Genomic DNA, 26,555 nt, shown 5'->3' on the forward strand with positions numbered 1-26,555 from the left:
ACGTTATTGGACAAGCAGCGCCCGCGCTTCGAAACCACGAAGAGAAATCCGTGCGCTTGGACCATAGTCAAAACCCTTCGACCAGTCGCGCGACGGCATCAGCCGCAGAATCTCTTCCCGGGTCTCGGCATCAAACGCCCCGACGGTTTCTTCGCCCGGGTGATAGCTCTCGCTGTCCAGCCCGTTGCCGCGCACGATCTCGTGGCGGTCAAACAGGATGTGCACATAGGTCACGTCCGATCCATCGGCACGACGGCGGATGGTGCTGTCATTCACCAGGTCCTTGGCCTTGACCAGAACCTCGCTCTCGCCAAACAGAAGGCTGGCCCGCGCCGAGGTCAGAAGCACCCGGTGGTTGGGGGAAAACTCGACCCGACCATGATGGCCCAGCGCGCCCGCTTCGAAACAGACCGGCGCATCCAGACCATCGGCCTTGCGCGTGGTGCGCCCGATCCAGCGCAGCGGCTGGAACCCGTTGTCGCGGGTCAGAACAAGATCACCGGCAGACAGGTCCTCAACGTTCACCTCGCCCTTGTCGGTGATCACCTTGGTGCCCGCCACGAAACAGGGTGCCGTGGTCAGGTTCACAAAACCAACGTCGGTGTTTCCGAGATCATCCGCCACCGTGTAGGAGAACACGTTGGTGCCAAGCTCCCCGTCCGATTCAATCGTCACCGTACCGTCGGCATTGAAGGTCACGCTTTCGCCGGTCGGCAGGATGATCGGTGTCCCCACCACGACCTCTTCGCCGTTGATATGGGTGATGTTCAGCGTCGCGCCCGTCGAACTGGTGTCATTGTCACGCAGGTCAAAGGTGTATTCGCCGGTCTTGCCGATGGTCAGGTCATCATCCCCCGCCACCAGCGCGGTCTGGATCGAATCCCCAGCAATCAGCAGGTTACTGTCATAGATCCCGTCCCCACCGTCGGCGATGGCGATCTTGATGGTGTTCTCTTCGCCGGGGTTCACATTCGCCTTCAGCGTCATGGTAACGGTGAAACCGTCCATCTCAGTGTTGGCAACTTCGGCGTTCTGCGGGTTGTCGATATAGAGGTTCTCGTTCGACCCGGTGTTGATGTTGTTGATGGTGATATCGCCATCGCCAACCGTCAGCTCGGCCTTTTCGCCATTGACCCAGATGCCAACCGCGTCGTTGTAACCGGAATTCACGTACTCAAGGTATTCTTCCGACGAAAACACCACCTGCATCGTCAGGACAGAGCCCTGAGGCACAAAAGTGGCCTCGAAGATCGCGGCATCATAGGTCTTGGCGCTGGCAATCGCCTCGAGGTCGGAATCACCCGCCAGTTTCCAATCGGTTGACTCGTTCGCCTGCTGGTTCGGATCACCGCTGTCGCGCGTCACGTCCGTCGCCTTGCCGGTCGACAGGATCACGCCGGAGTCCGATGGCGTCAGGTTGGGGGCAACCGTATCGCCATTTGAGTAAATCCCCGACGCCTCGGTTGCGCCGGTGTAAGTTGCTGATTTGATCGTGATACCTGAGCCGAACATCGCCTCGGCCATCGCCATTGCAGAAGCGGACGTGTTTATCGGCAGCTCGGAAGCCGTTACCATACTCATACCTCAATACTTTTTACACTACTCGTTGCAGCCTACATCGCATGAAAAGGGCGATTCTTCTATTGGTTGAGTCGGGAACACTCTGATGCGGAAACGCGAACAATCACCACCATGAGACGCTGGAGTTCGTGTTCACCCGGGGCCAGCCAATTGCACTCATAAAGCTCTACCACAGTACCCTTAACTTCCACTCATCCAACTTCTGAACTGTCCCGGATGAACGATCCCTTTCTATCAGCACGCGTCTTGAAAAACTCTTGCGCGAAGGAAGGAAAATGCCGGGCAATAGATACAAATCCTACCCTTTCGGATAGGCCGCACAGCTACGGCGCTTGACGCCTCTCCCCTGCCCGCGTTAAGGCCCGCGCATGGAAAAGCCCAAGAAGAAATCCCGCCAACAGGTTTACACCCTCCTGGTTCAGGTCGGTCGCAAGGATGGCGACGGTCTGCCCGAAGGGGCAACCGGCGCGGCGCTGATGATCTATGCCAGCGGCGTCGACGAAGCCGAGGCGGTGCGCGAAACCGTGGCCATTCTCAAGCAGGCTGATCTCGCCCCGCTTGATGTCACCGGCTATGGCACGTTGGAAGAGCGCGAGGCACAGGGCCACGACATTCCCGCCGAAGAACAGGAGCTGATGCAGCGTGCACTGGATGAGAATTCCGTGGTCGTTGCCCAGATGACCGAGTTCTACAACGGCGAGGAAAGCATGGACGCCAGCGACGAGATCGCCAACTGATCAGGCCGCCCGCTGTTCCGACAACACGATGGCTTCATAGTCGCCCAGAACCGGATAGGCCGCGCCACGGTGCTCGGGCAAGGTGTTGCGCGGCAGGTGCCCAAACAGGCTTGATTTCAGGATATCCGGTTTCCGCCTGATCCGGCCCACGTCCATGGTTTCCACATAGGTGCCCGCCGTCTGAACCGCCTGATGGTCCGGCAGTACGACCTGGCAATAGGTCACCAGGGTCTGATCGCGCTCCCGCACTGCGGCACTGCCTTTGACAAGATGGCTGGCCGGCACCAGAACCTGCTCGGCGCCGAACAGGTATTCAACCCGGCTGCCACCCACCACGATCCGCTGGTAAGGCGCCACCACGATATCTGCCTTCAACCCGAAATAGGGATGCCTGAGCCGCACCGGACGGAACAGGCCACGCGCCGGAACCGTACGTTTCACCACGTGCAGCACCGGTTGCAACGACCCCTCCAGCGTTTCCACCAGATCGCCCCGTTGCAACGCCCCGACTGCCCTGATGCCAAGCGATGTCAGGACAGGCGTTTCCTCGGTCAGCCCCGGCATCGGCCCGATCGGCTCGATCCGGTCAGAGGCGGCCAGAAAACACACGTCTTCCGACATCCATCCCGCCGCCGGGTTCAGAACCATTTCCCGAATGTCTTCCAGCGTCATGCGAACAGGGCCGCGCAGGATGGTCTGGAAACTGCGGGCCATGTCCGGCCGCTCGATCACAAGCCGCGCCCAGTCGTGATCGCGATCCCAGCTATAGGTGATGCGCAACACATCCGTACGCTGCGCCTCGGCGTCATGGCGCAACGTGGCATGTAGCATCGCCTCGCCCCGGCTGTGCACCAGGGTGACACCACCACCCGGCAGCGCCTTGAGCATGAAACTCAGGCCATGTTCAAACCCGCGCTCCAGCCCGAGAAGAAGCTGGGGCCGGTCGTCGGGCGACAGCCGCGTTTCCAGCAACAGGCTTCCGCGCCGCAATTCCTGCCCCGGATCATCCGCACCCGCGCGCGCACCCGAAAGCCCTCGGGCTTCGAACCGGGCGTTTTCGCGATCTGCGATGGCGATCCAGGTCATCTTGATGTGATCCCCTATGCCACCTTGCTACGCCCCAGAAGCACATCTGCCTCAAAGGTCCGCAATGTCCGCCGCGCGGCCGGGCCATAGCCCTCGCCCGTCTTCACATCCAGCTCCGGAAACAGCGTGCCGATCTCCTCGACAATCTCTTCCTCGAAAAGGTTGTTGATCTGCGGCCCCGGCAAAAAGCTCTCGGTCTCAAGACCTTGCGAAAACACGATCTGGTGGCTGTCGAACAGGATATGGAAATAGGTCACGCTCCCGCCTGTCTCTCGGCACACCTGGTCATGCCCAAGCAGGTCTTTTGCCTTCACGAGAACCTCTGACTCGCCAAACAGCATCTCGGCCGCCGCATCGCGGAGCAGCACCCGGTGCTGCGGGGAAACCACCAGAGTCGCGTGATCCCCGAAGGTATTCGCCTCGATCCGGATCGGTGCCAGCGCACCTTCAGCGGGCACCGTCCGCTGGCCAACCCAGCGCACAGGCTGCGCCCCGTCATCAAAGGTCTCGACAAGATCACCCTCATCAAGGTCTTCCACCGGCACATCTCCAAGCGGTGTGCGGATCAACGTGCCCTTCACGAAACAGGGCGCCGCGTTGATGGTGACAAACCCCACGTCCGTGGTGCCCACATCGTTCTCGACCTTGTAGGTAAAGTTGGCCACTTCTTCGTCGCTGTCGGATTCAATCGTGACCGTACCGTCCGCGTTCAGCGTGATCACCTGCCCCGTCGCCAGCGTCACCGAAGATCCCGCCGTCACCACCTGCCCGTTGATGTGGGTGATTGTCAGCGTGCTGCCGGTGTTGGTGTCATTGGCCAGAAGGTCCACCGTCTTGGTGGCATCCAGCCCGATATTCACCGTGTCGGTATTGGCAATCACCGAGGTCTGCACGGAATCCGCCGCGATCAGCAGGTTCGAGTCATAGCTCGAATCCGAGACATCGGCGATCGCGATGCGAATGTCGTTCTCTTCACCCGGATTGACCTGCATGGTCAGGGTCATGGTGATGGTGAACCCGTCCATCTCGGTGTTGTAGGCATCGTTGGTGTTGTCCACGAACAGGCTCTGGTTCTCGCCGCCATTCACGTTGCCCGGGTCAACATCCCCATTGCCGATCTCCATCGGCACCAGTTCCCCGTTCACCCAGACCGCCACGAAATCCTGGTAGATCGAGTTGACGTACTCCGGGTACTCCTCCGAGGCAAAGACGAACTGCATCGTCATCGTGTCGCCGGTCGGGATGAAAGTCACATCCAGATAGGCCGCGTCATAGGTGTTCGCACCCGCCACCGCGTTGAACTCGGACACGTTGTTCGGTCCGCTGGAACTGGTGGTCTGGTTGGTGTCCTGGTTGAACTGGCCATTCCGGTTCGCAAAGTAGCGCACATCGCCTGTCGACAGCATCACGCCGGTGTCCGATGGGGCCACCCCCGGCGAAACCGAATCCGCGTTCGAATACACCCCCGAGGAATCCCGGTCGCCGGTATAGTCCGCCGACACAACGGTGACACCCTCGCCAAAAATGGTTTCCGCCATCTCCATATCGCTGGCGTTGCGATCTACCGGAAGTCTTGCCATAGCTTCTGCCCCAACATGTTCTCATGCCAAGGCACTGCATACAGCTGCGCGCACCGGTGCGTCCGGCGCTATTGTCCTGCGATGTGACCCGAAACCGCTCGATACGGGTTGGGCACTCTGGGTGGCCTGTTTCGGCCTTGCTGCTGTTGACCTGCCTCGGTCTTGTTATTGCCCTCACTAAACACAAATCCCGCCCGCTTGTTAAGGGCTTCCTGCCCCCGCAGCGGGGCAATCAGGGCGATTTGTGGCTTTCCGGTGCCAAATCCATGTGCCACAAAGCCGGGCAAGCCAAACTCTGCGAGACCGCCATGACCAAGACCGACGCCGCCGCCCTCACCGCTGACCTGATCCGCTGCCCTTCGGTGACCCCCGAAGAAGGGGGCGCGCTTGTGCTTCTCCAAGGCCTGCTGGCCGATGCCGGGTTCGAATGCACCCGCGTTGATCGTGGTGGTATCGCCAACCTCTTTGCCCGCTGGGGGGCCAAGGGCCACGCCCGCACCTTCGGCTTCAACGGCCACACCGATGTGGTGCCCGTCGGCGACGAAGCCGCCTGGACCATGCCGCCCTTCGGTGCAGAGATCAAAGAGGGCATCATGTATGGCCGCGGCGCCACCGACATGAAATCCGGTGTCGCCGCCTTTGCCGCCGCCGCCATTGATTTCGTCCAGACCACCCCGCCGGAAGGCGCCATCATCCTCACCATCACCGGTGACGAAGAAGGCGATGCGCTCGACGGCACCACTGCCCTGCTCGACTACATGGATCGCGAAGACGAGAAGATGGCGGTCTGCCTTGTCGGCGAACCCACCTGCCCGAACGAAATGGGCGACATGATGAAGATCGGCCGTCGCGGTTCGCTCACCGCCTATTTCACCTTCACCGGCATTCAGGGCCACTCGGCCTATCCGCACCGCGCGAAAAACCCGCTGCCGGCCATGGCCCGCCTGATGGACCGCATGTCCTCGCACAGCCTCGATGAAGGCACCGACCACTTCGACGCCTCGACCCTTGCCGTGGTGACGATGGACACCGGCAACCCCGCCACCAACGTGATTCCCGCCGAATGCCGCGCCACCGTGAACATCCGGTTCAACGACGCCCACAGCGGGGCCTCGCTGACCGACTGGATGCAGGGGCTGGTGGATGAGGTGGCACAAGACACCGGCGTCGAGATCGGCATCAGCGTCAAGATCTCCGGCGAAAGTTTCATCACGCCTCCGGGTCCGCTCTCCGATCTGGTGGCCGCCGCCGTCACCGCCGAAACCGGCCGTACCCCGGAACTCTCTACCTCCGGCGGCACCTCGGACGCCCGCTTTGTTCAGCACCACTGCCCGGTGGTGGAATTCGGACTTGTGGGCAAGACCATGCACAAGGTCGATGAAAACGTCCCCGTCGACCAGATCCACCAGCTGAAAGAGATCTACAGCCGCATCCTTCGAGACTATTTCGCCTGAAATCGTCTCGCACAGACGTGACCGGACAGCCCTCGACAACAGGGGATTTGCGGCTCTAATCAGGCACGAACCGCCCCGAAAGGACACCCCGATGCCTCCACGCCCAAGCCTTGTTGTCATGGTCAAAGACCCGCGCCCGGGCCGCGTGAAAACCCGGTTGGGCCGTGACATCGGCATGACCCGGGCGGCCTGGTGGTTCCGCCATCAATGCCGTGCCCTGCTGCGTCGCCTTGACGATCCGCGCTGGGATCTCACCCTCGCGGTGGCCCCGGATCACGCCGGATTGCAAAGCCGCGTCTGGCCTGCCCACCTGCCACGCATTCCGCAGGGGGCCGGCGATCTTGGTGACCGCATGGCCCGCGCCCTGCGCTCCATGCCGCCCGGTCCGACGCTGATCATCGGGGCCGACATTCCCGGCATCCAGCCCGCCCACATCGCCCGCGCCTTCCGCGCCCTTGGCGATCACGACGCGGTTTTTGGTCCGGCGGATGACGGGGGCTACTGGCTGGTCGGATTGCGGCACGGCGCACGTGCCCCCGCGACCCTCTTCCAGAATATCCGCTGGTCCACAGAACACGCGCTGGCCGACAGCATGGCCTCCCTGCCCGGCCTCTCCATCGCCCTCACCGACACCCTGCGCGATGTCGATACCGTTGCCGATCTGACCCCCGCCCCCGATCGCGCCGCGTAAACCAACCCGCTTTTCCGCATGACGCGGCGATTGCCCCATGCTAGGGCGGGAACATGCATATGCCGTCCAAAGAAGAAGTCCTCGAGTGGATTTCCGAAAACCCGACCCTCACCTCGAAACGTGACATCGCCAAGGCCTTTGGCATCAAAGGGGCTGCGCGCATCGATCTCAAGCGCCTCCTGAAGGAACTCGAGGCCGAAGGGCATTTGCAGAAACGCAAGAAAACCTACCGCGATCCCGACCGCCTGCCACCGGTCAGCGTGCTTCAGGTCTCCGGCCCCGGTGCCGATGGTGATCTCTTTGCCCGCCCCCTGGAATGGCATGGCGAGGGCGAGGCCCCCGCGATCCTTCTGATCCTGCGCGCCTCTGATCCGGCGCTTGGCGCGGGCGACCGCATTCTTGCCCGCCTGACCGAAGTGAAAGGCGAGGATCACGCCTACGAAGGCCGCCTGATCCGCCGCATCGGCACCAACCCGCGCCGCGTCCTCGGCCTGTTCCGCAAGACCACCGAAGGCGGGCGCATCCTGCCAATCGACAAGGGTGACGGCAAGGAATGGATCGTGCTGGCCGAGGGCATCAACGGCGCACGCGACGGCGAATTGGTCGAAGCCCAGCAGACCGGCCCCAAGGGCCGTCTCGGCCTGCCCCGCGCCAAGGTCGTCGAACGCCTCGGCGATCCCTCGGCCCCCAAGGCGGTCTCGCTGATCGCCATTCACCAGCACGGCATCCCCGATGATTTCCCCGATGACGTGATCGCAGGCGCCGATGCCGCCAAGCCTGCTCCGCTGGGCGCGCGCGAAGACATGCGCGACATGCCCCTTGTCACCATCGACCCCGCCGACGCACGTGACCACGATGATGCCTGCTGGGCACACGCCGATGATGATCCGCGCAACGAAGGCGGCCACGTGATCTGGGTCGCCATCGCCGATGTCGCTCACTACGTCACCCCCGGCTCGGCGCTTGATCGCGAGGCCCGCAAGCGCGGCAACTCCTCGTATTTCCCCGACCGCGTGGTGCCGATGCTGCCCGACCGCCTGTCCGGTGATCTCTGCTCTCTGCACGAAGGCGTCCCGCGCCCCTGTGTGGCCGTGCGCATGCAGATCGACGCCAAAGGCCAGAAGATCGGCCACCGCTTCGTGCGCGGTATGATGCGCTCCATCGCCTCGCTGAACTATGCCGAGGTGCAAGAGGCCCGCGACGGTGCCCCGAACGAACGTTGCGCCCCGCTGATGCACGAGGTGATCGACCCGCTCTATGCCGCCTACGAGGCCCTTACCAAGGCCCGCGCCGCCCGCCAGCCGCTGGATCTTGACCTGCCCGAACGCAAGGTCGAACTCACCCCCGAAGGCAAGGTGGCCTCGGTGATGTTTCGCGACCGGTTCGATGCCCACAAGCTGATCGAGGAATTCATGATCCTCGCCAACGTGGCCGCCGCCGAAACCCTGATCGCCGCGAAATCCCCGCTGCTGTTCCGTGTCCACGAGGAGCCCAACCCCGAGAAGCTCGACGCCCTGCGCGAAACCGCCAATGCCGCGGGCTTCTCGCTGGCCAAGGGGCAGGTGCTCAAGACCCAGCACCTCAACGCCCTCCTGAATGCCGCCGCCGGCACGGAAGACGCCGAACTGATCAACCTCTCGACCCTGCGCTCGATGACACAGGCCTATTACAGCCCGTCGAATTTCGGCCACTTCGGTCTGGCCCTGCAATCCTACGCGCATTTCACCTCGCCGATCCGGCGCTATGCCGACCTGATCGTGCACCGCGCCCTGATCACGGCCCACGGCTGGGGCGAAGACGGCCTGTCCCCCGAAGGAATCGAATCGCTGGAAAACACCGCCAGCCACATCTCGGAAACCGAACGGCGGTCGATGCTGGCCGAACGCGACACCACAGATCGCTACCTCGCATCCTATCTTTCGGAACGGGTAGGCAACGAATTCACCGGCCGCATCTCGGGCATCGCCCGCTTCGGGGTCTTCGTGAAACTGGATGAAACCGGTGCCGACGGCCTTGTGCCGATGCGCTCACTGGGGCGCGAATACTTCCGCTTTGACCCCGAGGAAAACACCCTGCGCGGCACGGAAACCGGCCTGACCATCGCCCTTGGCATGCGTGTCACCGTCCGCCTGACCGAAGCCGCGCCGGTGACCGGCGGCATCGCGCTAGAAATCCTCGACATCGAAGGCAAGGCCCGCCCCACCGGATCAGGGCGGGGCGGACGGGGTGGCCCGGTGCGCCGCAAGGAAAGCCGTGCCAAGAAAAAGGCCGCCAAGACCAAGCGCAAAGTCAGCCGCAACCGGCGTTAAGCCGCCCCGCGCAGCGCGCCGTCTTTCGGATAAATCGAGGCGCGCACCCGTGCCACGTAGGGCGCAAACACCGCGCGCCCTTCCGCCGCCTTGCGCAGGTCGGTCGGCGCGGGCAGGGCAAGGATCATGTCCAGCACCGGTGCAATCGCCGCATCCGCCGCCGTCGGGCGATCCCCGAAAAGAAACGCCTTGTCGCCCAGCGTCACCTGCACCGCGTCCAGATCCTGCACCAAGCGGCGCAACCGGTCCTGCGGCGCAAACCGCGCCATGCCTTCCGACATCAGGCCCGCCTTCACCTGCGCCTGAACCTCGGCGGCCACCGCGTCGCGCGCCTCAACCGGAACCCCGGCAAAGAACCCCTCGCGCATCACCGGCCACACCGCCGGATCAAGCCAGCGATCATGCACGAGACCAAGGCGCAGGCTTTCCTCGACCATCCGGATCAGGGCATGGCTCTCGGCCTTCTGCACCTCGCTCAGCCCCGGATGGAAATTGGCCCCAGCCTCCTCTTCCAGATAGGCCTGGATAAAATGGCTGTCCGGGATAAGGCGCTCTCCCACCCGCAACACCGGCACCTTGCCAAGTGGCAGGGTCGACAGGTCAAGCGCATACTCCGGCTCCCAGGCCTGCCCCGCCATTTCCAGCAGGCACATCGCCTTGAGGCAAAACGGGGAATAGGTGGGGAACTGGGCATCGCCGTGAAAAACAATCAGCTTCATGATCGGGGTCTCCAAATGGGGTTTCGATACCGGATGGAGTAACAAGCCCTCTTGCCAGTTTCTGTCAGGAGAATGCACTATACCCCCACCATGCCCCGCACCGATCGTCTCTTTCAGCTCATGCAGGCCCTGCGCGACCTGCCCCCGCCCGCCACCGCGCTGGCGCTGGCGCAGGAAACCGGCGTGTCCGAACGCACCATCTATCGCGACATCGACACGCTGCGCGCGCTTGGCGCGGTGATCGACGGCGAGGCCGGATTTGGCTTTACCCTGATCGAAGACGCCGCCCTGCCGCCGCTTGGTTTTGTCCCCGAAGAGATCGAGGCGCTGGTGGTCGGCCTGCGTGAGGTGATGGAAATCGGCGATCCCGCGCTGGCAAAGGCCGCCCACTCCGCGCTCTCCAAGCTCAAGGCCCGCCTACCACAGGCCCAGGCCCACCGCCTGCGCCACGCGGTTCTCACGGCCAAACGCTTTGATCCCCCGCCGCCCCCCGGCATCGACGCAGGCATCCTGCGACAGGCCGCATGGGACGAGGTGACAATCCGCTTCAACTATGCCGATGCCACCGGCGCGCATACCTCGCGGGCCGCCGATCCGCTGTCGATTGTCTTCATGCAGTCAAGCCACTGCCTTCTGGCCCGCTGCCACCTGCGCGAGGATTACCGCGTGTTCCGCCTCGACCGGATGCGCGACCTCGAGGTCACCGATACCTCTTTCCGGCCGCGCCGCATCCCGATGCTGCGCGAGTTTCAGGCCCGTCTGCGAGCCGAGAACTGTTAATCCCGCCTTAACCCGCACGCCGCATTAACGCGGCCCATCCCGAATTCCGCACTTCCGCAATACCGACACAATACCGACGTTGCACCGACAGGCGTTTTCGGCCTGTTTCATCCCGTTAACCACTTCGGCGGGTCTTTGCTCAGCGAATTCCCGTACCTATCCGCATGATTGCTTCCTGCATGGAAACAATCGCGGTACACTTGGCCAAACAAAAACACCGAGGCAACCGATGCGACCTTCTGTTCTGGCCATGTCCCTATGCGCCTTTTCTCTTGGCACCCTTGCCGAGGCCGGCGCGCCAACAACCTCTTTGCGCCCTGTTGAACGCCCCTCAACGCTGACAGGGAACACCCCCGAGATCCGCGTGGCGGCCAATGCGCCGCTGGCCTCCGTGCGGCCCGTGTTGCGGCCTGCGCAATCCATCACCACCGTGCCACAAGCCACGGAAACCGCAGGCAATCTTGGCTTTCAACGTTGGCAGAAGTCCTTTCGGAAAAAGGCCATCAGATCAGGCATTCAGGCCTCGGTCTACGACCGGGCCTTCAAGGGCGTGCGCTACAACACCAACGTGATTCAACGCGACCGCAACCAGTCGGAGTTCACCAAGACGATCTGGGAATACCTCGACAGCGCCGCCTCGGAGACGCGCATCCGTAACGGCAAGGCCGCCCTGCGCAAGCATAACCGCAAACTGGACGCCATCGAACGCCGCTATGGGGTCGACAAGGAAGTCGTGGTTGCCGTCTGGGGCCTTGAAAGCGCCTATGGGTCCTATCGCGGCGACATCCCGACAATCGAGGCGCTGGCCACCCTCGCCTATGACGGGCGGCGTGGAAAGTTCTTTGAATCTCAGCTGCTTGCGGCATTGAAGATCCTGCAAAACGGCGATGTCTCTGCCCGCAACATGACCGGAAGCTGGGCCGGTGCCATGGGCCACACCCAGTTTATCCCCACGTCCTACCAAACCTTCGCCGTGGATTTCACTGGCGACGGCAAACGCGACATCTGGAGCGACGATCCCTCGGATGCGCTGGCCTCTACCGCCGCCTATCTGGCGAAATCCGGCTGGAAACGGAACAAGCCCTGGGGCGTCGAGGTGAAACTGCCCAAAGGCTTCAACTACAGCCTCGCCAACCGCAAGACCATCAAAGCCCCCTCCGAATGGGCGGCGATTGGTATCCGCGACATGAACGGCCGCGCCGTGCCCAACAGCCACGGCAAGGGCTCGATCCTGCTGCCGGCGGGCGGCAATGGCGCTGCGTTCATGATCTTTTCGAACTTTTCCGCTATTGAGAAGTACAACACCGCAGATGCCTATGTTATCGGCGTCGGCCACCTGTCCGACCGGATCAAGGGCGGCCCCGCGATCAAAAGCAAATGGCCCCGCGGCGACCGTGCGCTGACCTTCAAGGAACGCATGGAGCTTCAGCGCCGCCTGACACGCGCAGGTTTTGACACGCAGAAGATCGACGGCAAGATCGGTCCGCTCACCATCAACGCGGTGCGCTCATACCAGGTGGCACAGGGCCTCACACCGGATGGCTACCCGTCCCTGACCCTGCTCAAACGGCTCCGCAGGAACTGAAGCCGGGCCAAGAATCAGATACCGACATTGAAAAAGGGGCGCAGCACGCCCCTTTTTCTTTTTCATTAACAGGTGGTTAACGAAGGTTAACTTGGTGTTACCCCACGCAGGCGTTCCGACCTGCGCCGCAACAGCTCCACCGCCGTCAGCAACCCGATCGAGATGATCACAAGGATCGTCGCCACCGCAAGGATGGTCGGGCTGATCTGCTCGCGGATACCCGAGAACATCTGGCGCGGAATGGTCCGCTGTTTCACATCCGCCAGCTGCAACACGACAACCACTTCGTCGAACGAGGTGATAAAGGCGAAAAGGCCACCCGAGATCACACCCGGCAGGATCAGCGGCATCTGGATCTTGAAGAAGGTCGTCACCGGACCTGCACCCATATTGGCCGCGGCACGGGTCAGGCTCTGGTCAAACCCGCTCAGCGTCGCAGTCACGGTGATGATCACGAAAGGCGTGCCCAATGCGGCGTGCGCAAGGATCAGACCCATATAGGTCTTGGCCAGCCCGACACCCGAGAAGAAGTAGAACAGGCCAGACGCGGTGATCACCAGCGGTACGATCATCGGCGAAATCAACAGCGCCATGACCGGACGACGCCAGGGCATCTCGGAGCGGCTGATACCGATGGCCGCCAGCGTCCCCAAAGACGTAGAAACCAGCGTCGCGCAGATCCCGATGAAGAAGGAGTTGCGAACCGAACGCACCCATTGCGCGTTGTTCCACATGTCCGACCACCAGCCCGCAATCGCATCCGGCGCCGCCATACCGTTGGCAAGGATATCCCAGTACCAGCGGGTCGAGAACGCATCCGGATCCAGCGCCAGCATACCAGGGGTAAAGCTGAAATAGGGCTCTTGGTTAAAGCTCAGCGGGATCAGGATAATGATCGGCGTGATCAGGAAGACAAAGATCGCGCCACAGATCGTGCGGAAACAATAGAACCACAGCACCTCACGCGAGGAGGCATAGGGCGGCAGGTTCAGGCGGTAGTTCCCCGTATTCAGCCAAAGCGCCATGCGGCCAATGATATAGCCGATGAACATCATCAGCACACCATAGGGGAAGGCAATCAGGACCGTACCCAGAACAAGGAACAGGAGCGCCGTTCCAAGACCGGCCACAAGCGGCTTGTCCGTGGCCTTGATCACCGCGAACCCAGCCCCTGCAAAGATAGCTGCCGCGACGATCATGTAAGGCAGGAACAGGCTGAATGCGCCCTGCGCTGTCAGCAACCCGGCAAGGGCGCCGAATCCTGCAAGGATTCCAAGGGTAAAGCCAAGTGGCGGCTGGGGCGGGATATATCTGTATTCACCAGTGCTCATATCGGATCACCCCAGTTTCATGTTGTCGATGCCGACCACACGGTCGTAGATCCAGAAGAGGAACAGCACGAACACCAGGAGCACGAGCCCCAACGCCGCTGCAAGGTTCCAGTTCAGTGACTTACGCATGTGGAAGTCGATGATGTTCGAGATCATCTGGCCATCCTGACCACCCACAAGGGCGGGCGTGATGTAATAGCCGATCGCGAGGATGAAGCAGAGCAGAGCGCCTGCACCAATGCCCGGAACCGACTGCGGGAAGTACACCCGCCAGAAGGCCGTCCAATTGGTTGCCCCCATGGATTTGGCCGCACGGGTATAAGACGGCGGAATGGTTTTCATCACCGAGTAGAGCGGCAGGATCATGAACGGCAACAGGATGTGCGTCATGGCAATCAGCGTACCGGTCTTGTTGTAGATCAGGCTGAACCGGTCTTCATCCGTGGCGAGGCCGAAGACGACGAAAAGGTCGTTCATCACACCCTGCGCCTGCAACATTGCAATCCATGCGGTCGTCCGCACCAGGAGCGACGTCCAGAACGGCAAAAGCACGAGGATCAGAAGAAGGTTCGATGTTTTCGTGGGCAAGGTCGACAGCAAGAAAGCGACCGGATACCCGAGGATCAGACAGAACACCGTTACGAGAAACGAAATCTCGATGGTGCGCCAGAACAGCATCAAGTGAATACGGCGGTCTTCATCCTGACGTTCGAACGAGCCATCAGCGTTGTATTTCAGGTCAAGCGCCGAGGCGACATAGCCGGGGTTGTACTTGACCGAGGCAATCTTGATTGCCTTCCAGACCTCGATATCGGCCCAGTCCTTGTCCTTTTTGATGAGCGCTTCCATATAGGGCGCTTCCATCTTCTTGGCGCTACGGGCGGACTTGGTGAACAAGCTGCGGGTGCCCGACAGCTCACGGTTCACACGGGTCGCAACCTGACCGATGGTCTTGTTTTCGCGGGCTTTCACCAGATCCGCGACCATCGCGGCCGCCATTTCCTCGGTGGGCGGCGAAACCGCATCCCAATCCGCCATCGCGGCTGTAGAAGTCGGCATCAGCCTAGAATAGCGCGCATCATAGATGCCCTGCCACAAGAGGAAGATGATAGGCAGGATGAAGACCACAATGATGAATGCGATCAGGGGAAAGGCGAGCCCAAAAGCACGGGCACGGCTGCGGAACATCGCTTGTGCCAATCGCTTTTTCAGGGGGGTGCCGTCCGCGGCAAGCAGCGGCCCGGAAGTGTCAGTCATAAGACAGGCCTCGACAGGATTCGTTCAGGGGGTGGAAGAGGCCCGCGAGGGGCCTCTTCTCATGTGCGCAATCTGCGATTACTTGGCCAGCCAAGCGTTGAAACGCTCGTTCAGCTCGTCCTGGTTGTCTGCCCAGAACTCGAAGTTGTTGACCAGAGCGTTTGCCAGGTTGGCTTCTGCGGTCGGCATGTGCGGACCCATTTCGGTCTTGCCGTCGTTGTACAGACCAACAAGCGGACCCGAAGACTTACGTGCCGGACCATAGGAGATCCAGGACGCCTGATCTGCCAGACGCTGGGTGTCGGTCGAATACGCCAGGAAGTCGAGCGCGGCTTCTTTGTTCGGAGCACCTTTCGGCATCACCCACAGGTCGAAGTCCATGATCTGACCGTCCCAGACAACTTCGAAGGGCTTACCTTCGCCTGCTGCCGCGTTGAAGATACGGCCGTTGTAGGCGGTGGTCATGACAACTTCACCGTCTGCCAGAAGCTGCGGCGGCTGTGCACCGGCTTCCCACCAGACAACGCTGTCCTTGATGGTGTCGAGCTTGGCAAAGGCGCGATCCACACCTTCGTCGGTTTCCAGGGTGGCATAAACGTCAGACGCCGGAACACCGTCAGCCATCAGCGCCATTTCCAGAAGCGACTTGGGGTTCTTGCGCAGGCCGCGCTTGCCCGGGAAGGCTTCGAGGTCGAACAGGTCGTCGATGCTGTCAACACCCGGAGTTTTCGAGCTGTCATAGGCGAAAACGGTCGACCAGACGATGTTTGCAACCGCACAGTCGCTCAGTGCGCCTTCGATGAAGTCTTCAGACGCCGGGGTGCCATCCGGTGCGGCCGGCAGAATCGAGTGGTCGATCTCTTCCAGCAGACCTTCGTCACAGCCGCGGATCGCGTCCGACAGTTCAACGTCAACCAGGTCCCAGGTCACGGTGCCGGCTTCCACCTGCGCTTTGATTTCAGCAAGACCACCGTTGTAGTCTTCCGAAACAACCTGGTTGCCGGTCTTGGCCATCCAGGGCTTGTGATAGGCTTCTACCTGGCTCTTGGTATAGGCACCGCCCCAGCTGACGACGGTGATCGATTCAGATGCCAGTGCGGCACCTGCCGAGAAAGCCAGAGCCGTGGTGGCCATAAGTACTTTCGAAAGTTTCATGGTTTTCCTCTCCTGATGGTTCAGTTTGTGGTTTTTTGCTTTTTGTATGCCCCGGCCCCTGCGGGCCGAAGCGGTTCGCTTTCAGATGTCGAGATCAGGCGTCAAGCGCGCGGCAATCTTCCGGCAGCCAGCCGATTTCGATTTGCGTGCCGGGTTCAAGACGAACCTGGTCGGGGGCGTTACGGGTTTTGACGATGAACTCGTCATTGCCGGCAACGCGAAGACGGGTGCGGAAAATGTCACCCATATAGATGAATTCGAGAACTTCCGCTTTCAGAGTGTGGGCGCCTTCCTGCAGGCGTTCCTTGTTGAACTCCACACGTTCGGGACGGATCGAAACACGGGTCCGTTCACCGGGTTTGCTGACGTTGATCGGCTTACAGTCGATCAGTTCGCCATCATCCAGCTGCACCAGCGCGATACCGTCCTTGATTTCCTTTACGGTGCCCTCGAGCGTGTTGTTCTCACCGATGAACTGCGCAACAAAGCTGTTCTGCGGCGCTTCGTAAAGCTCATCCGGCGGCGCCAATTGCTGGATCACGCCGTCGTTGAACACGGCCACACGGTCAGACATCGTCAGGGCTTCTGTCTGGTCGTGGGTCACGTAAACGGTGGTGATACCAAGGCTGTGTGCAAGGTGCGTAATCTCGAACTGCATCTTCTCGCGAAGCTGCTTGTCCAGCGCGCCCAACGGCTCATCCATCAGGACCAGTTCCGGTTCAAACACCAGCGCACGGGCAAGGGCCACACGTTGCTGCTGACCACCCGAAAGCTGCGCGGGGCGGCGGTTCACGAAAGCTTCCATCTCGACCATGTCGAGCGCACGCTTGATCTTGGCCTCGCGGTCCGACTTGCCCATCTTGCGCACCTCGAGCGGGAAGCTCAGGTTTTCGCCGATGGTCATATGCGGGAACAGCGCATAGTTCTGGAACACCATGCCGATGCCACGCTTGTGCGGGGGGATGTTGTTGATGGGGCGGCCATCAAGACGAATTTCGCCGTGCGTCGCGGTCTCAAACCCCGCCAGCATCATGAGACAGGTGGTTTTCCCTGACCCGGACGGGCCCAGCATTGTCAGAAACTCGCCCTTTGGCAGGGTCAGGTTCAGGTCTTTGACGACGAGCGTTTCACCATCATAGCTTTTCTGCACGCGTTCGAATTCCACGAACGCGTCGTTGGATACGGAATCAGCCAATTAACGGCTCCCTGTTTTAGTCCGGCAGATTGTTCTGCGCTTCTCCCGAGGATGTAAGCACATGACCCGAAGGAAGTGCAACACCGCGATGATGAGGAAAAGCCTAAGTCGAGCATCGGGAAAGCCGAAAGAAATTTGCGACGGTTTGGGTCGATTTTTCGTCAAAAACCGACCCTTTCAGAACGAATTGCGTCTTCTCATCTGGCGCAAGATGCAACGAGTCGGCCGTTTTTTGGTCCTTTGATCCCTCATAAAAAAAGCAAAACTTTTTGGCGAATGCGTGAAATTGGTGCAAACGACTCACCCTAGGACTGCCCAGAATCTGTCGGCGCATCGCCCTTTTTCGAAACCAAAAAACCCGGCGAAAAAACCGCCGGGTTCTGGAAAAGACAGAAATCTCTTCAGGTTTTGAGTTACTTCAGGAGGTCTTCCTCTTTGAGCTGCGCGAGCGTCAGGTCCAGCGCCCGGCGTGCGCGCTCGATCAGCGTATCGATCTCCTCCTTGGTGATGACCAGGGGCGGCGAGATGACCATGCGGTCCCCCACATGGCGCATGATGAGGTTGTTTCCAAAGCAATGCTCGCGACAGATTAGGCCGACCGTACCCACGTCTGCCGCAAAGGGTGCGCGGGTCTCCTTGTTCGGGGTCAGGGCCACAGAAGCCATCATGCCAACGATCTTTGCTTCGCCGACAAGAGGGTGGTCGGCAAGCGCTTCCCACTTCTCTTTTAGATAAGGCGCGGTGTCCTCACGTACGGTTTCGACAATTTTCTCTTCTTCGAGGATTCGCAGATTCTCCAGCGCCACAGCAGCAGCTACCGGGTGGCCGGAGTAGGTGTAACCGTGGTTGAACTCGCATCCGCCGATCACTTCGGCCACCTCGTCCGAAACAATGGAGGCCGCGATCGGTGCGTAGCCCGAACTTAGCCCCTTGGCGACCGTAATGATGTCGGGGCGGATGTTCAGCGTCTGACAGCCAAACCAGTTTCCGGTGCGTCCAAAACCGCAGATCACCTCATCCACGATCAACAGAATTTCGTACTTGTCGCAAATGCGCTGGATCTCGGGCCAATAAGTGTCCGGCGCGACGATCACGCCGCCCGCCCCCTGGACCGGCTCGGCGATGAACGCCGCCACGCGGTCTTCACCCATCTCCAGAATCGCCTCTTCAAGTTCGCGCGCGCGCTGCAAGCCGAACTCCTCGGGCGTCATGTCACCGCCCTCGGCGTACCAGTTGGGTTGATTGATATGGTGCACATCCGGCAGCGGCAATCCGCCCTGCGCATGCATCCCCGACATCCCACCAAGACTTGCCCCGGCCATGGTCGACCCGTGATAGGCATTCTTGCGGCTGATGATGACCTTCTTGCTGTCCTTGCCCTTCTGCGCCCAGTAGGTGCGGACAAGACGCATGTTGGTATCATTGGCCTCGGACCCCGAGCCGCCATAGAACACGTGGTTCAGGTCACCGGGCGCCAGTTCGGCCAGCTTTGCCGAGAGCGCAATGACCGGCACGTGCGTGGTCTGAAAGAACGTGTTGTAATAGGGCAGCTCGCGCATCTGTCGCGCGGCAACTTCGGCAAGTTCGTCGCGGCCATAACCGATATTCACGCACCAAAGGCCGGCCATGCCATCAAGGATTTCTTCGCCTTCAGAGTCGGTCAGCGTCACACCTTTTGCACGCATGATGACCCGCGCACCTTTCTTGGCAAGTTCGCCCTGCGCGCTGAAAGGATGGATGTGGTGGGCTGCATCCAGTGCCTGCAGTTCGGCAGTGGGCATGTGGTTGGTGATCATGTTCATGTCTGACCTCACAAGATTGAATCTGGGTACACAAATTTGATCATGTACCGTTTGCGATCAGAATATGATCAAATTTTTGGCTGTCAATCTAGTCTGTCAAAGAAGACGATTTTTCCAATGCGCGGCGCACCTGTTCCATGCCCTGAACAACGTCATCCCGTATCGCGGACGCGGTACGGATCGCATCCCTTGCACGCAGCGCCGTCAACGCTTCCTTGTGTTGGTCGGGAAGATTCTGTGTCCCGAGACGTCCACACACCACGCGCAGCGACGGGCCAAAGCGAAGCCACAAACCATCTGCAATTTCGGTGAGGATCGGGGACTTCGCCATCGCATAAAGTTTTGCGTGGAAAGCATAGTTTTTCTTGAGATAGGCCGGGACATCCCCCTTGGCGATGGCCTTGTCGAGCTCGAGATCGATTGCTTCTAGATCATTAATGTCCGCGTCGGATGCGTTGATCGCTGCCCGCGCGGCAAGTTCGGGTTCCAAAGCAGTCCTGGCATAGATCAACTCGTCAATGCTGGCTGCATCCGGTGTAGGCACCGAAATCCGGCGATTCCCCTGAAATTCAAGCGCGCCTTCCGCTGTCAGACGGCGAATCGCCTCGCGCACCGGGGTCATTCCCGCGCCCAGATCCTTTACCAGCCCCTGAATCGTGACGGGCTGGCCCGGGGCAAACTCTCCAAACAGAACACGCTCTCGCAATTCGAAGTAAACCTGCTGGTGCGCAGGAAGTCGTTGAGCGTTTTCATCATCATAGGGCATTTCGGTTACTGCCTTTGGAGTGCCTGCCATTTACGCGTTTTTTACCTCTTCAATAGGGTGATCGAAAGCTATTTTGCGCCTTTGTCACAATCGAATGTTGCCATACGACAAAAAAATGATCAAATTATTCTCGTGATCAAGAGCTCGGACAAGAATCCGGCAATCCAACGGGAGAATGATATGAACAAGACCCTTTTCACTCTGGCCGCCAGCGTGGCGCTCGGTGCCATGGCCGCCAGCGCCGACGAAGTGCGTGTCTACAACTGGTCGGACTATATCGATGAAGACCTGCTGACCAAGTTCGAGGAAGAGACCGGCCTCAAACTGATCTACGACGTGTTCGATTCGAACGAAGTTCTTGAAACCAAGATGCTCGCCGGCGGTTCGGGCTACGATGTAGTTGTGCCGTCTGGCACTTTCCTGCAGCGCCAGATCACGGCCGGTGCTTTCCAGAAGCTTGACACTGGCAAGCTCGCAAATCACGGCAACCTCTGGGATGTGATCGCATCGCGCACCGAGAAATACGATCCAGAGAACGCCTATTCGATCAACTACATGTGGGGCACCACCGGTATCGGCGTGAATGTGGGCAAGGTTCAGGAAGTCCTCGGCGCGGATGCACCGATCGGCTCGCTCGATCTCGTCTTCAACCCGGCGAACATGGAAAAGCTGGCGGCATGTGGCGTGCACTTCCTTGACGCCCCGGCCGAGATCATCCCCGCGGCTCTGGCCTACATCGGTGAAGATCCCGATAGCCACGACAAGGACATCATCGCCAAAGCCGAGCCGATCCTGACCGCCGTGCGCCCCTATGTTCAGAAGTTCCACTCGTCGGAATACATCAATGCCCTGGCCAACGGCGACATCTGCGTGGCCATCGGCTGGTCGGGTGACATCCTTCAGGCACGCGACCGCGCGGCCGAAGCCGAAAACGGTGTCGACATCGCCTATAACGCGCCGTCGGAAGGCGCCCTGATGTGGTTTGACCAGATGGCCATCCCTGCCGACGCTCCGAACCCCGAAGGCGCGCACACCTTCCTGAACTTCATCATGGACGCCCAGAACATGGCGGATGCGTCGAACTATGTGTACTACGCCAACGGCAACCTCGCCTCGCAACCGCTGCTCGAGGAAGACGTGATCGGCGATCCGGCGATCTATCCGGATGAAGAAACTCTCAAGAACCTCTACACCACCACGCCCTACCCGGCGAAGGTACAGCGGGTCGTCACCCGCATGTGGACCAAGATCAAGTCGGGCACCTGAGCCCAACACAGATCGCCCGCGCATTCCTTTGAGTGCGCGGGTTCTTTTTGCAAAATTACGAGGTTCCGATGCCGCAAGACGTGTTCGCACCTTGGACTGATCCCAACGAAAAACCGATCATCCAATTTCAGAATGTCACCAAGCGTTTTGGTGATTTCACCGCAATCGACGATCTGACCATCGACATCTACGAGCGCGAGTTCTTCGCCCTGCTTGGCCCGTCCGGCTGTGGCAAGACCACGATGATGCGGATGCTGGCCGGTTTCGAAACCCCGACCGAGGGCACCATCCTGCTTTCGGGTCAGGACATTGCTCCGGTGCCGCCAAACAAGCGCGCCGTGAACATGATGTTCCAATCCTACGCCCTGTTCCCGCACCTTTCGATCTGGGACAACATCGCCTTTGGCCTGCGCCGCGACAAACGCCCCAAGGACGAGGTCTCCCAGCGCGTCGAAGAGATGCTGCGCCTCACGCGCCTCGAAAAATTCGCCCGCCGCAAGCCACACCAGATTTCCGGCGGTCAGCGTCAGCGCGTGGCCCTCGCCCGCTCTCTCGCCAAGGCACCGAAGCTCCTTTTGCTGGATGAACCGCTCGGCGCGCTCGACAAGAAGCTGCGCCAGGAAACCCAGTTCGAACTGATGGACATCCAGGAGAAGACCGGCACCACCTTTGTCATCGTGACCCACGACCAGGAAGAAGCGATGACCGTGGCCAGCCGGGTTGCGGTGATGGATCACGGCAAGATCATCCAGGTGGCCACCCCCGCCGACATCTATGAAGCGCCCAACTCGACCTACGTGGCGGATTTCATCGGCGACGTGAACCTGATCCGCGGCAAGGCAACGGGCAAAGACGGAGATCGCCTGCGCATCGCCTGGGCCGAGGGACAACCCGAGATCGTCGGCACGCCAAACCGCGAATTTGCCAACGGTGACACGGTGCATTTCGCGATCCGCCCCGAGAAAGTGGCGATTTCCTCTGAGAAACCCGACAGCCCCAACGCCATTCCGGGCAAGGTGCATGACATCGCCTATCTCGGCAACATCTCGACCTACCACGTCGAACTTGCCGGCGGGCAGATCATCAAGGCGCAAACCGCCAACAACCGCCGCATCTCGCGCCGCAGCTTCACCTGGGAAGACAATGTCTGGCTTAGCTTCACCGACACGGCCGGTGTCCTGTTGGAGACCTGATCCATGCGCAGCATTACCAATTTCGCCACTACATTGGTCATTGGCGCAGCGGCAATTTATGGCGTTCTGAGCACCTACTGGTTCTTATCAACACTTTCGGGACCTGGGTTTGCTCTAGGATTTGCGTCCGTTGCCGGATCGCTGACAAAGTTTGCCTTACAAGCGGCAATCTCAGTCGCTGTAATTTACCTAGTCTGGAAGTTCCTGAGCGAGGATCGAAAAGAACCGGTTGTCAAAAACCTGCTTATCGGAACGCCCTATCTATGGCTTCTGGCACTGTTCCTCGTGCCATTTGTCATCGTTCTGAAAATCTCCCTGTCGGACACGGCGCTTGCCATTCCACCCTATACGCCAACCCTTGATCTGGCGGCCGGCTGGAAGGGCATTACCGATTTCTTCTCGGAACTGGATTTCGAAAACTTTGTCTGGCTGACCGAAGATGATCTCTACTGGAAAGCCTATCTTTCCAGCCTCAAGATCGCCCTGACCTCGACCATCCTGACGTTGCTGGTGGGCTTCCCGATCGCCTATGGCATGGCTCGCGCGCCAACCGAATGGCGAGCGACCCTCCTGATGCTGGTGATCCTGCCGTTCTGGACCTCGTTCCTGATCCGCGTCTACTCGTGGATGGGCATTCTCAGCCAGGAAGGCTACCTCAACCAGTTGTTGATGTCGCTTGGCCTGATCTCGGAACCGCTGATCATTCTCAACACCAATGTCGCGGTCTATATCGGCATCGTCTACACCTATCTGCCCTTCATGATCCTGCCGATCTATTCGGCCTTGGAAAAACTTGACGGCAGCCTTCTGGAAGCCGCCGAAGACCTTGGCTGTTCCCGCCTTTCCGCCTTCTGGCTGGTCACGGCACCGCTTTCGAAACAGGGGGTCATCGCCGGATCGTTCCTCGTCTTCATCCCCACCTTGGGTGAATTCGTGATCCCGTCGCTCCTTGGTGGCTCCAAGACGCTGATGATCGGCAAGGTGCTTTGGGAAGAATTCTTCTCGAACCGCGACTGGCCGGTGGCAAGCGCGGTGGCCGTGGTGCTTCTGCTGATCCTCGTGATCCCGATCATCCTCTTCCAGCGCAACGAACAAAAGCAGAGGGAGATTGACGGATGAGACGCTTCAGCTGGTTCAACGCAACCTCTCTGACCCTCGGCTTCGCCTTTCTCTACCTGCCGATGGTGATCCTTGTGATCTACAGCTTCAATGCGTCAAAGCTGGTCACCGTCTGGGCCGGGTTCTCGACCAAATGGTACGGCGAACTGCTCCAGAACGATGCCTTCCTTGATGCGGCATGGGTCACCGTGAAGGTGGCGGTCATGAGTTCCACCCTTGCAACGGTTCTGGGCACGATTGCGGCCATTGTCATGATCCGCGCAGGGCGGTTCTACGGGCGCACCCTGTTCTCGGGCATGATCTATGCGCCTCTCGTGATGCCCGAAGTCATCACCGGCCTGTCGTTGCTGCTTTTGTTCATTGGCATCGGGCTGGATCGCGGTGTGCTGACCATAGTACTTGCGCATACGACCTTTTCGATGTGCTACGTGTCGGTGGTCGTGTCCTCGCGCCTCGTCAGTTTCGACCAGTCGCTCGAAGAGGCGGCGCTTGATCTGGGATGCTCGCCGTTTCAGGCTTTCCGCCTCGTGACCCTGCCCATCATCGCGCCTGCGGTGATCTCGGGATGGCTTCTGGCCTTCACCCTGTCGCTCGACGATCTGGTGATCGCATCCTTCACGGCCGGTCCGTCGGCAACGACCCTGCCAATGAAAATCTGGAGTTCGGTACGTCTGGGTGTCAGCCCTGAAATCAACGCGCTTTCAACCCTGATGATTGCCGTCGTGACCCTTGGTGTGATCAGCGCCTCGATCATCTCCAAGCGCGGTGCCGTCAAACAACAGCGCGAAGAGCAGGCAGCGGAACGCGCAGAGGCGGAATGACCCGCCTCTGTCACCCCTTCTCCTATGGCAACGGCCCGGTTGAGCATTGTTTCTGGAACGAAACGGTGCCCGATCCGGGCCTCGCATCCCTTTCAGAGGACATAAACGCCGAAGTCGCCGTGATCGGCGCCGGATTCACCGGCCTCTCTGCGGCGCTACATCTGGCCGAAGCGGGCGTCGATGTCGTGGTTGTGGACGAGAAACAGCCCGGTTGGGGCGCGTCCGGTCGCAACGGCGGGTTCTGCTGCCTCGGCGGCTCCATGCTGGGCGCAAAAGAGATGATCAAGCGCCACGGCGAGGACGCCGCGAGGGACTATGCTCTCGTTGAACGCGACGCCGTCGATCTGGTCGACGCAACAATCGACCAGCTTGGTCTGGACGTTGACCGCCATTCGGAAGGCGAAACCATTCTGGCCCATCGCAAACGCGACTATGCGGGGTTCGCCACCTATGCCGAGAGTCTTGCCCATCTGCATGGCCAAAAGCCGCAGGTCATCCCGCAAGCAGAACTTCGCGAACACGGAATGGGTGGCAATTTTCACGGGGCAATGACCACCCCCATCGGCTTTGCCCTCAACCCGCGAAAATATGTCATCGGCTTGATGGACGGTGCCTTGGCCGCAGGCGCGCGCATTTTCGGGAATACGTCCGTAACTGGTATGGAAACAGGCAATGGCACGCATACGCTCACCACGCCCAAGGGGCGCATTACGGCCAAAAAGGTGATCCTTGCCACCAACGGGTATTCCAGCGAAACCCTGCCGAACTGGATGGCAGGCCGCTATCTCCCCGCGCAATCAAGCGTGATTGTCACCCGCCCGCTTAGCATCGAAGAACGCGAGGCGCAGGGCTGGACCACGCATCAGATGTGCTACGACACCCGCAATCTCCTGCACTATTTCCGCCTGATGCCAAACGGCCAGTTCCTGTTCGGGATGCGCGGTGGGCTGGCGACCTCAGCAGGCGTGCACCACAAGATCAGGGCCAAGATCCGCCGCGATTTTGAGCGCATGTTCCCGGCATGGGCGCATGTTGAAACGCCGTGGTACTGGTCGGGGTTCGTCTGCCTCTCGCCCGACCTCACCCCTTTCGCGGGGCCCGTCCCGGGCGCGGACGGTCTGTTTGCCGGGTTTGCCTATCATGGCAACGGCGTCGCGATGGGCAGCTATTGCGGTGCGCTGCTGGCCAACCGGATTCTCGGCCGCGCGACCCTGCCCTCTTCTGCGGTGATCGAGACGCCTCCCCGTCGCATGCCGGGCGGGCGCTTTCGCAGGTTGGCAATGTGGCCCGCCTACCTCGGATTCGCGCTGGCAGACTTGTAGGCTGCGGCGATTTCAAGCCCCTGAACCTCTTCGTATTCCGTGCGTCCACGTTCGGCCTGCCACTGGCAATATGCAGCCATGCGCCAATGGTAGAAAGGGGCAAGCGCCGCGTAGCGCGCCGTCACCTCGGGACAGTCATAGGCCTCCATGAAGGCTGCGACTTCAGCATCCCTCAACGGCTTGCCGCGGTACAGGCTTTGCATCGCAGGCGACAGAAAGATCGCGATATCCTCGCAGGGATCTCCTACCGCCGGGCATTGCCAGTCAATCAAATGCAATCCACCAGCATTGTGGATCAAGTTCCCCGGAACGATATCACAGTGCAGCAGGCAGGAACGCCCCGACGGTGCAACAGGGTCTTCAGCTGGCGACGTGTCGATATGGTCGGTCCGAACGCATTTCGAAAGGATCGTTCGCGTGTGTTCGATCACCGCTTCAGACCCGTCCGCAACAGATCGCAATCCCTGCAATGGCGCACGCATGTGCAGTTTTTTCATCAACTGCGCCGGCCCAGCCGTATCTTCTGTCCAGACCTGTCCCTGAATGTGGCCATAAATGTTGCACGCACCCGCTGGGGTTCCGATTTGCACCACAAGCCGGGGTGCAAGCCCCGATCCGTCAAGCTCTTGCAACAAACGCGCCTCTGCATCGGGCGCATTAGGGAACAAGGGATTCTCTGCCACGCCGGAATAGAGTTTCACGACGAGGTCACCATCCTGCAAGTGCAACCGCCAAGCGGAATTCGTACGCCCTCCGGACAGGAATTCCCATTCCGCGACCGCCGCCTCGGGTGCAATATTGGCCAC

22 protein-coding genes are annotated in these 26,555 nt (G+C 60.3%); 11 read left to right on the top strand and 11 right to left on the bottom strand.

All coding sequences use genetic code 11. The annotated features are described in order from the left end of the window. Positions 1–3 precede the first annotated feature (3 nt). The gene (locus NNA36_RS16400) at positions 4–1,581 is read right to left on the bottom strand and encodes a choice-of-anchor L domain-containing protein (protein ID WP_369681683.1); all 1,578 of its coding nucleotides are present in this window, start codon (positions 1,579–1,581) and stop codon (positions 4–6) included. A 368-nt stretch (positions 1,582–1,949) separates the two neighbouring features. Between NNA36_RS16400 and NNA36_RS16405 the strand changes: the two genes are divergently transcribed. Continuing rightward, positions 1,950–2,318 carry a hypothetical protein gene (locus tag NNA36_RS16405; protein ID WP_255108987.1) on the top strand — a complete coding sequence of 123 codons (369 nt, stop codon included), beginning with the start codon at positions 1,950–1,952 and terminating at the stop codon, positions 2,316–2,318. Here NNA36_RS16405 and NNA36_RS16410 read toward each other — a convergent pair whose 3' ends face one another. Both NNA36_RS16410 and NNA36_RS16415 read right to left on the bottom strand, forming a co-directional pair. After that, positions 2,319–3,404, bottom strand: coding sequence for a Hint domain-containing protein (locus tag NNA36_RS16410; RefSeq protein ID WP_255108989.1), 1,086 nt, complete (start codon positions 3,402–3,404; stop codon positions 2,319–2,321). 14 nt (positions 3,405–3,418) lie between these two features. Continuing rightward, entirely contained in the window at positions 3,419–4,984 is a 1,566-nt protein-coding gene (locus NNA36_RS16415) for a Hint domain-containing protein (protein ID WP_255108991.1), read from the bottom strand. Between the two features lie 308 nt (positions 4,985–5,292). Between NNA36_RS16415 and dapE the strand changes: the two genes are divergently transcribed. The 3 genes from dapE to rnr all read left to right on the top strand — a co-directional run bounded on the left by dapE (position 5,293) and on the right by rnr (position 9,438). Further along, on the top strand, positions 5,293–6,438 hold the full coding sequence (dapE, locus tag NNA36_RS16420) for a succinyl-diaminopimelate desuccinylase (protein ID WP_255108993.1): 1,146 nt from the start codon (positions 5,293–5,295) through the stop codon (positions 6,436–6,438). Between the two features lie 91 nt (positions 6,439–6,529). Further along, the gene (locus NNA36_RS16425; RefSeq protein ID WP_255108995.1) at positions 6,530–7,129 is read left to right on the top strand and encodes a TIGR04282 family arsenosugar biosynthesis glycosyltransferase; all 600 of its coding nucleotides are present in this window, start codon (positions 6,530–6,532) and stop codon (positions 7,127–7,129) included. 59 nt (positions 7,130–7,188) lie between these two features. Next, on the top strand, positions 7,189–9,438 hold the full coding sequence (gene rnr, locus NNA36_RS16430; RefSeq protein ID WP_255108997.1) for a ribonuclease R: 2,250 nt from the start codon (positions 7,189–7,191) through the stop codon (positions 9,436–9,438). On the opposite strand, the gene NNA36_RS16435 is transcribed toward rnr, so the two are convergent. After that, positions 9,435–10,157, bottom strand: coding sequence for a glutathione S-transferase family protein (locus NNA36_RS16435; RefSeq protein ID WP_255109000.1), 723 nt, complete (start codon positions 10,155–10,157; stop codon positions 9,435–9,437). The two genes, rnr and NNA36_RS16435, sit on opposite strands and share 4 nt — an antisense overlap. Positions 10,158–10,247: 90 nt before the next feature. On the opposite strand from NNA36_RS16435, the gene NNA36_RS16440 reads away from it, so the two are divergent. Continuing rightward, positions 10,248–10,937 carry a YafY family protein gene (locus NNA36_RS16440; protein ID WP_255109097.1) on the top strand — a complete coding sequence of 230 codons (690 nt, stop codon included), beginning with the start codon at positions 10,248–10,250 and terminating at the stop codon, positions 10,935–10,937. Between the two features lie 229 nt (positions 10,938–11,166). After that, on the top strand, positions 11,167–12,522 hold the full coding sequence (locus NNA36_RS16445) for a lytic murein transglycosylase (RefSeq protein ID WP_255109002.1): 1,356 nt from the start codon (positions 11,167–11,169) through the stop codon (positions 12,520–12,522). 86 nt (positions 12,523–12,608) lie between these two features. Here the strand turns inward: NNA36_RS16445 and NNA36_RS16450 are convergent, their stop codons facing one another. From NNA36_RS16450 to NNA36_RS16475, 6 genes are all read right to left on the bottom strand, one after another. Then, positions 12,609–13,853 carry an ABC transporter permease gene (locus NNA36_RS16450; protein WP_255109004.1) on the bottom strand — a complete coding sequence of 415 codons (1,245 nt, stop codon included), beginning with the start codon at positions 13,851–13,853 and terminating at the stop codon, positions 12,609–12,611. 6 nt (positions 13,854–13,859) lie between these two features. After that, entirely contained in the window at positions 13,860–15,110 is a 1,251-nt protein-coding gene (locus NNA36_RS16455; protein WP_255109005.1) for an ABC transporter permease, read from the bottom strand. A gap of 78 nt (positions 15,111–15,188) precedes the next feature. After that, complete coding sequence (locus NNA36_RS16460) at positions 15,189–16,265, bottom strand: ABC transporter substrate-binding protein (RefSeq protein ID WP_255109007.1); 1,077 nt, start codon at positions 16,263–16,265, stop codon at positions 15,189–15,191. A gap of 94 nt (positions 16,266–16,359) precedes the next feature. Beyond that, positions 16,360–17,460: an ABC transporter ATP-binding protein gene (locus NNA36_RS16465; protein WP_255109008.1), complete on the bottom strand. Its 1,101-nt coding sequence runs from the start codon at positions 17,458–17,460 to the stop codon at positions 16,360–16,362. Positions 17,461–17,873: 413 nt separating this feature from the next. Then, positions 17,874–19,262 (bottom strand): aspartate aminotransferase family protein, encoded by a 1,389-nt coding sequence (locus tag NNA36_RS16470; protein ID WP_255109010.1) that lies wholly within the window; start codon positions 19,260–19,262, stop codon positions 17,874–17,876. Between the two features lie 88 nt (positions 19,263–19,350). Then, positions 19,351–20,028, bottom strand: coding sequence for a GntR family transcriptional regulator (locus NNA36_RS16475; protein ID WP_255109012.1), 678 nt, complete (start codon positions 20,026–20,028; stop codon positions 19,351–19,353). Between the two features lie 180 nt (positions 20,029–20,208). Between NNA36_RS16475 and NNA36_RS16480 the strand changes: the two genes are divergently transcribed. The 5 genes from NNA36_RS16480 to NNA36_RS16500 all read left to right on the top strand — a co-directional run bounded on the left by NNA36_RS16480 (position 20,209) and on the right by NNA36_RS16500 (position 25,749). After that, positions 20,209–21,294 (top strand): polyamine ABC transporter substrate-binding protein, encoded by a 1,086-nt coding sequence (locus NNA36_RS16480; protein ID WP_255109014.1) that lies wholly within the window; start codon positions 20,209–20,211, stop codon positions 21,292–21,294. 68 nt (positions 21,295–21,362) lie between these two features. Continuing rightward, on the top strand, positions 21,363–22,487 hold the full coding sequence (locus tag NNA36_RS16485; RefSeq protein WP_255109016.1) for an ABC transporter ATP-binding protein: 1,125 nt from the start codon (positions 21,363–21,365) through the stop codon (positions 22,485–22,487). A gap of 204 nt (positions 22,488–22,691) precedes the next feature. Continuing rightward, a complete protein-coding gene (locus NNA36_RS16490; protein ID WP_255109099.1) occupies positions 22,692–23,606 on the top strand; it encodes an ABC transporter permease subunit in 915 nt (304 codons plus the stop codon). After that, complete coding sequence (locus NNA36_RS16495) at positions 23,603–24,427, top strand: ABC transporter permease (RefSeq protein WP_255109017.1); 825 nt, start codon at positions 23,603–23,605, stop codon at positions 24,425–24,427. Before NNA36_RS16490 ends, NNA36_RS16495 begins: the two co-directional genes overlap by 4 nt. Beyond that, the gene (locus tag NNA36_RS16500) at positions 24,424–25,749 is read left to right on the top strand and encodes an FAD-binding oxidoreductase (RefSeq protein WP_255109019.1); all 1,326 of its coding nucleotides are present in this window, start codon (positions 24,424–24,426) and stop codon (positions 25,747–25,749) included. The genes NNA36_RS16495 and NNA36_RS16500 overlap by 4 nt, the downstream gene beginning before the upstream one ends. On the opposite strand, the gene NNA36_RS20015 is transcribed toward NNA36_RS16500, so the two are convergent. Beyond that, entirely contained in the window at positions 25,719–26,555 is an 837-nt protein-coding gene (locus NNA36_RS20015) for an aminoglycoside phosphotransferase family protein (RefSeq protein ID WP_255109021.1), read from the bottom strand. The two genes, NNA36_RS16500 and NNA36_RS20015, sit on opposite strands and share 31 nt — an antisense overlap.

The organism is Shimia sp. CNT1-13L.2, from assembly GCF_024331145.1.
GTDB lineage: Bacteria > Pseudomonadota > Alphaproteobacteria > Rhodobacterales > Rhodobacteraceae > Shimia.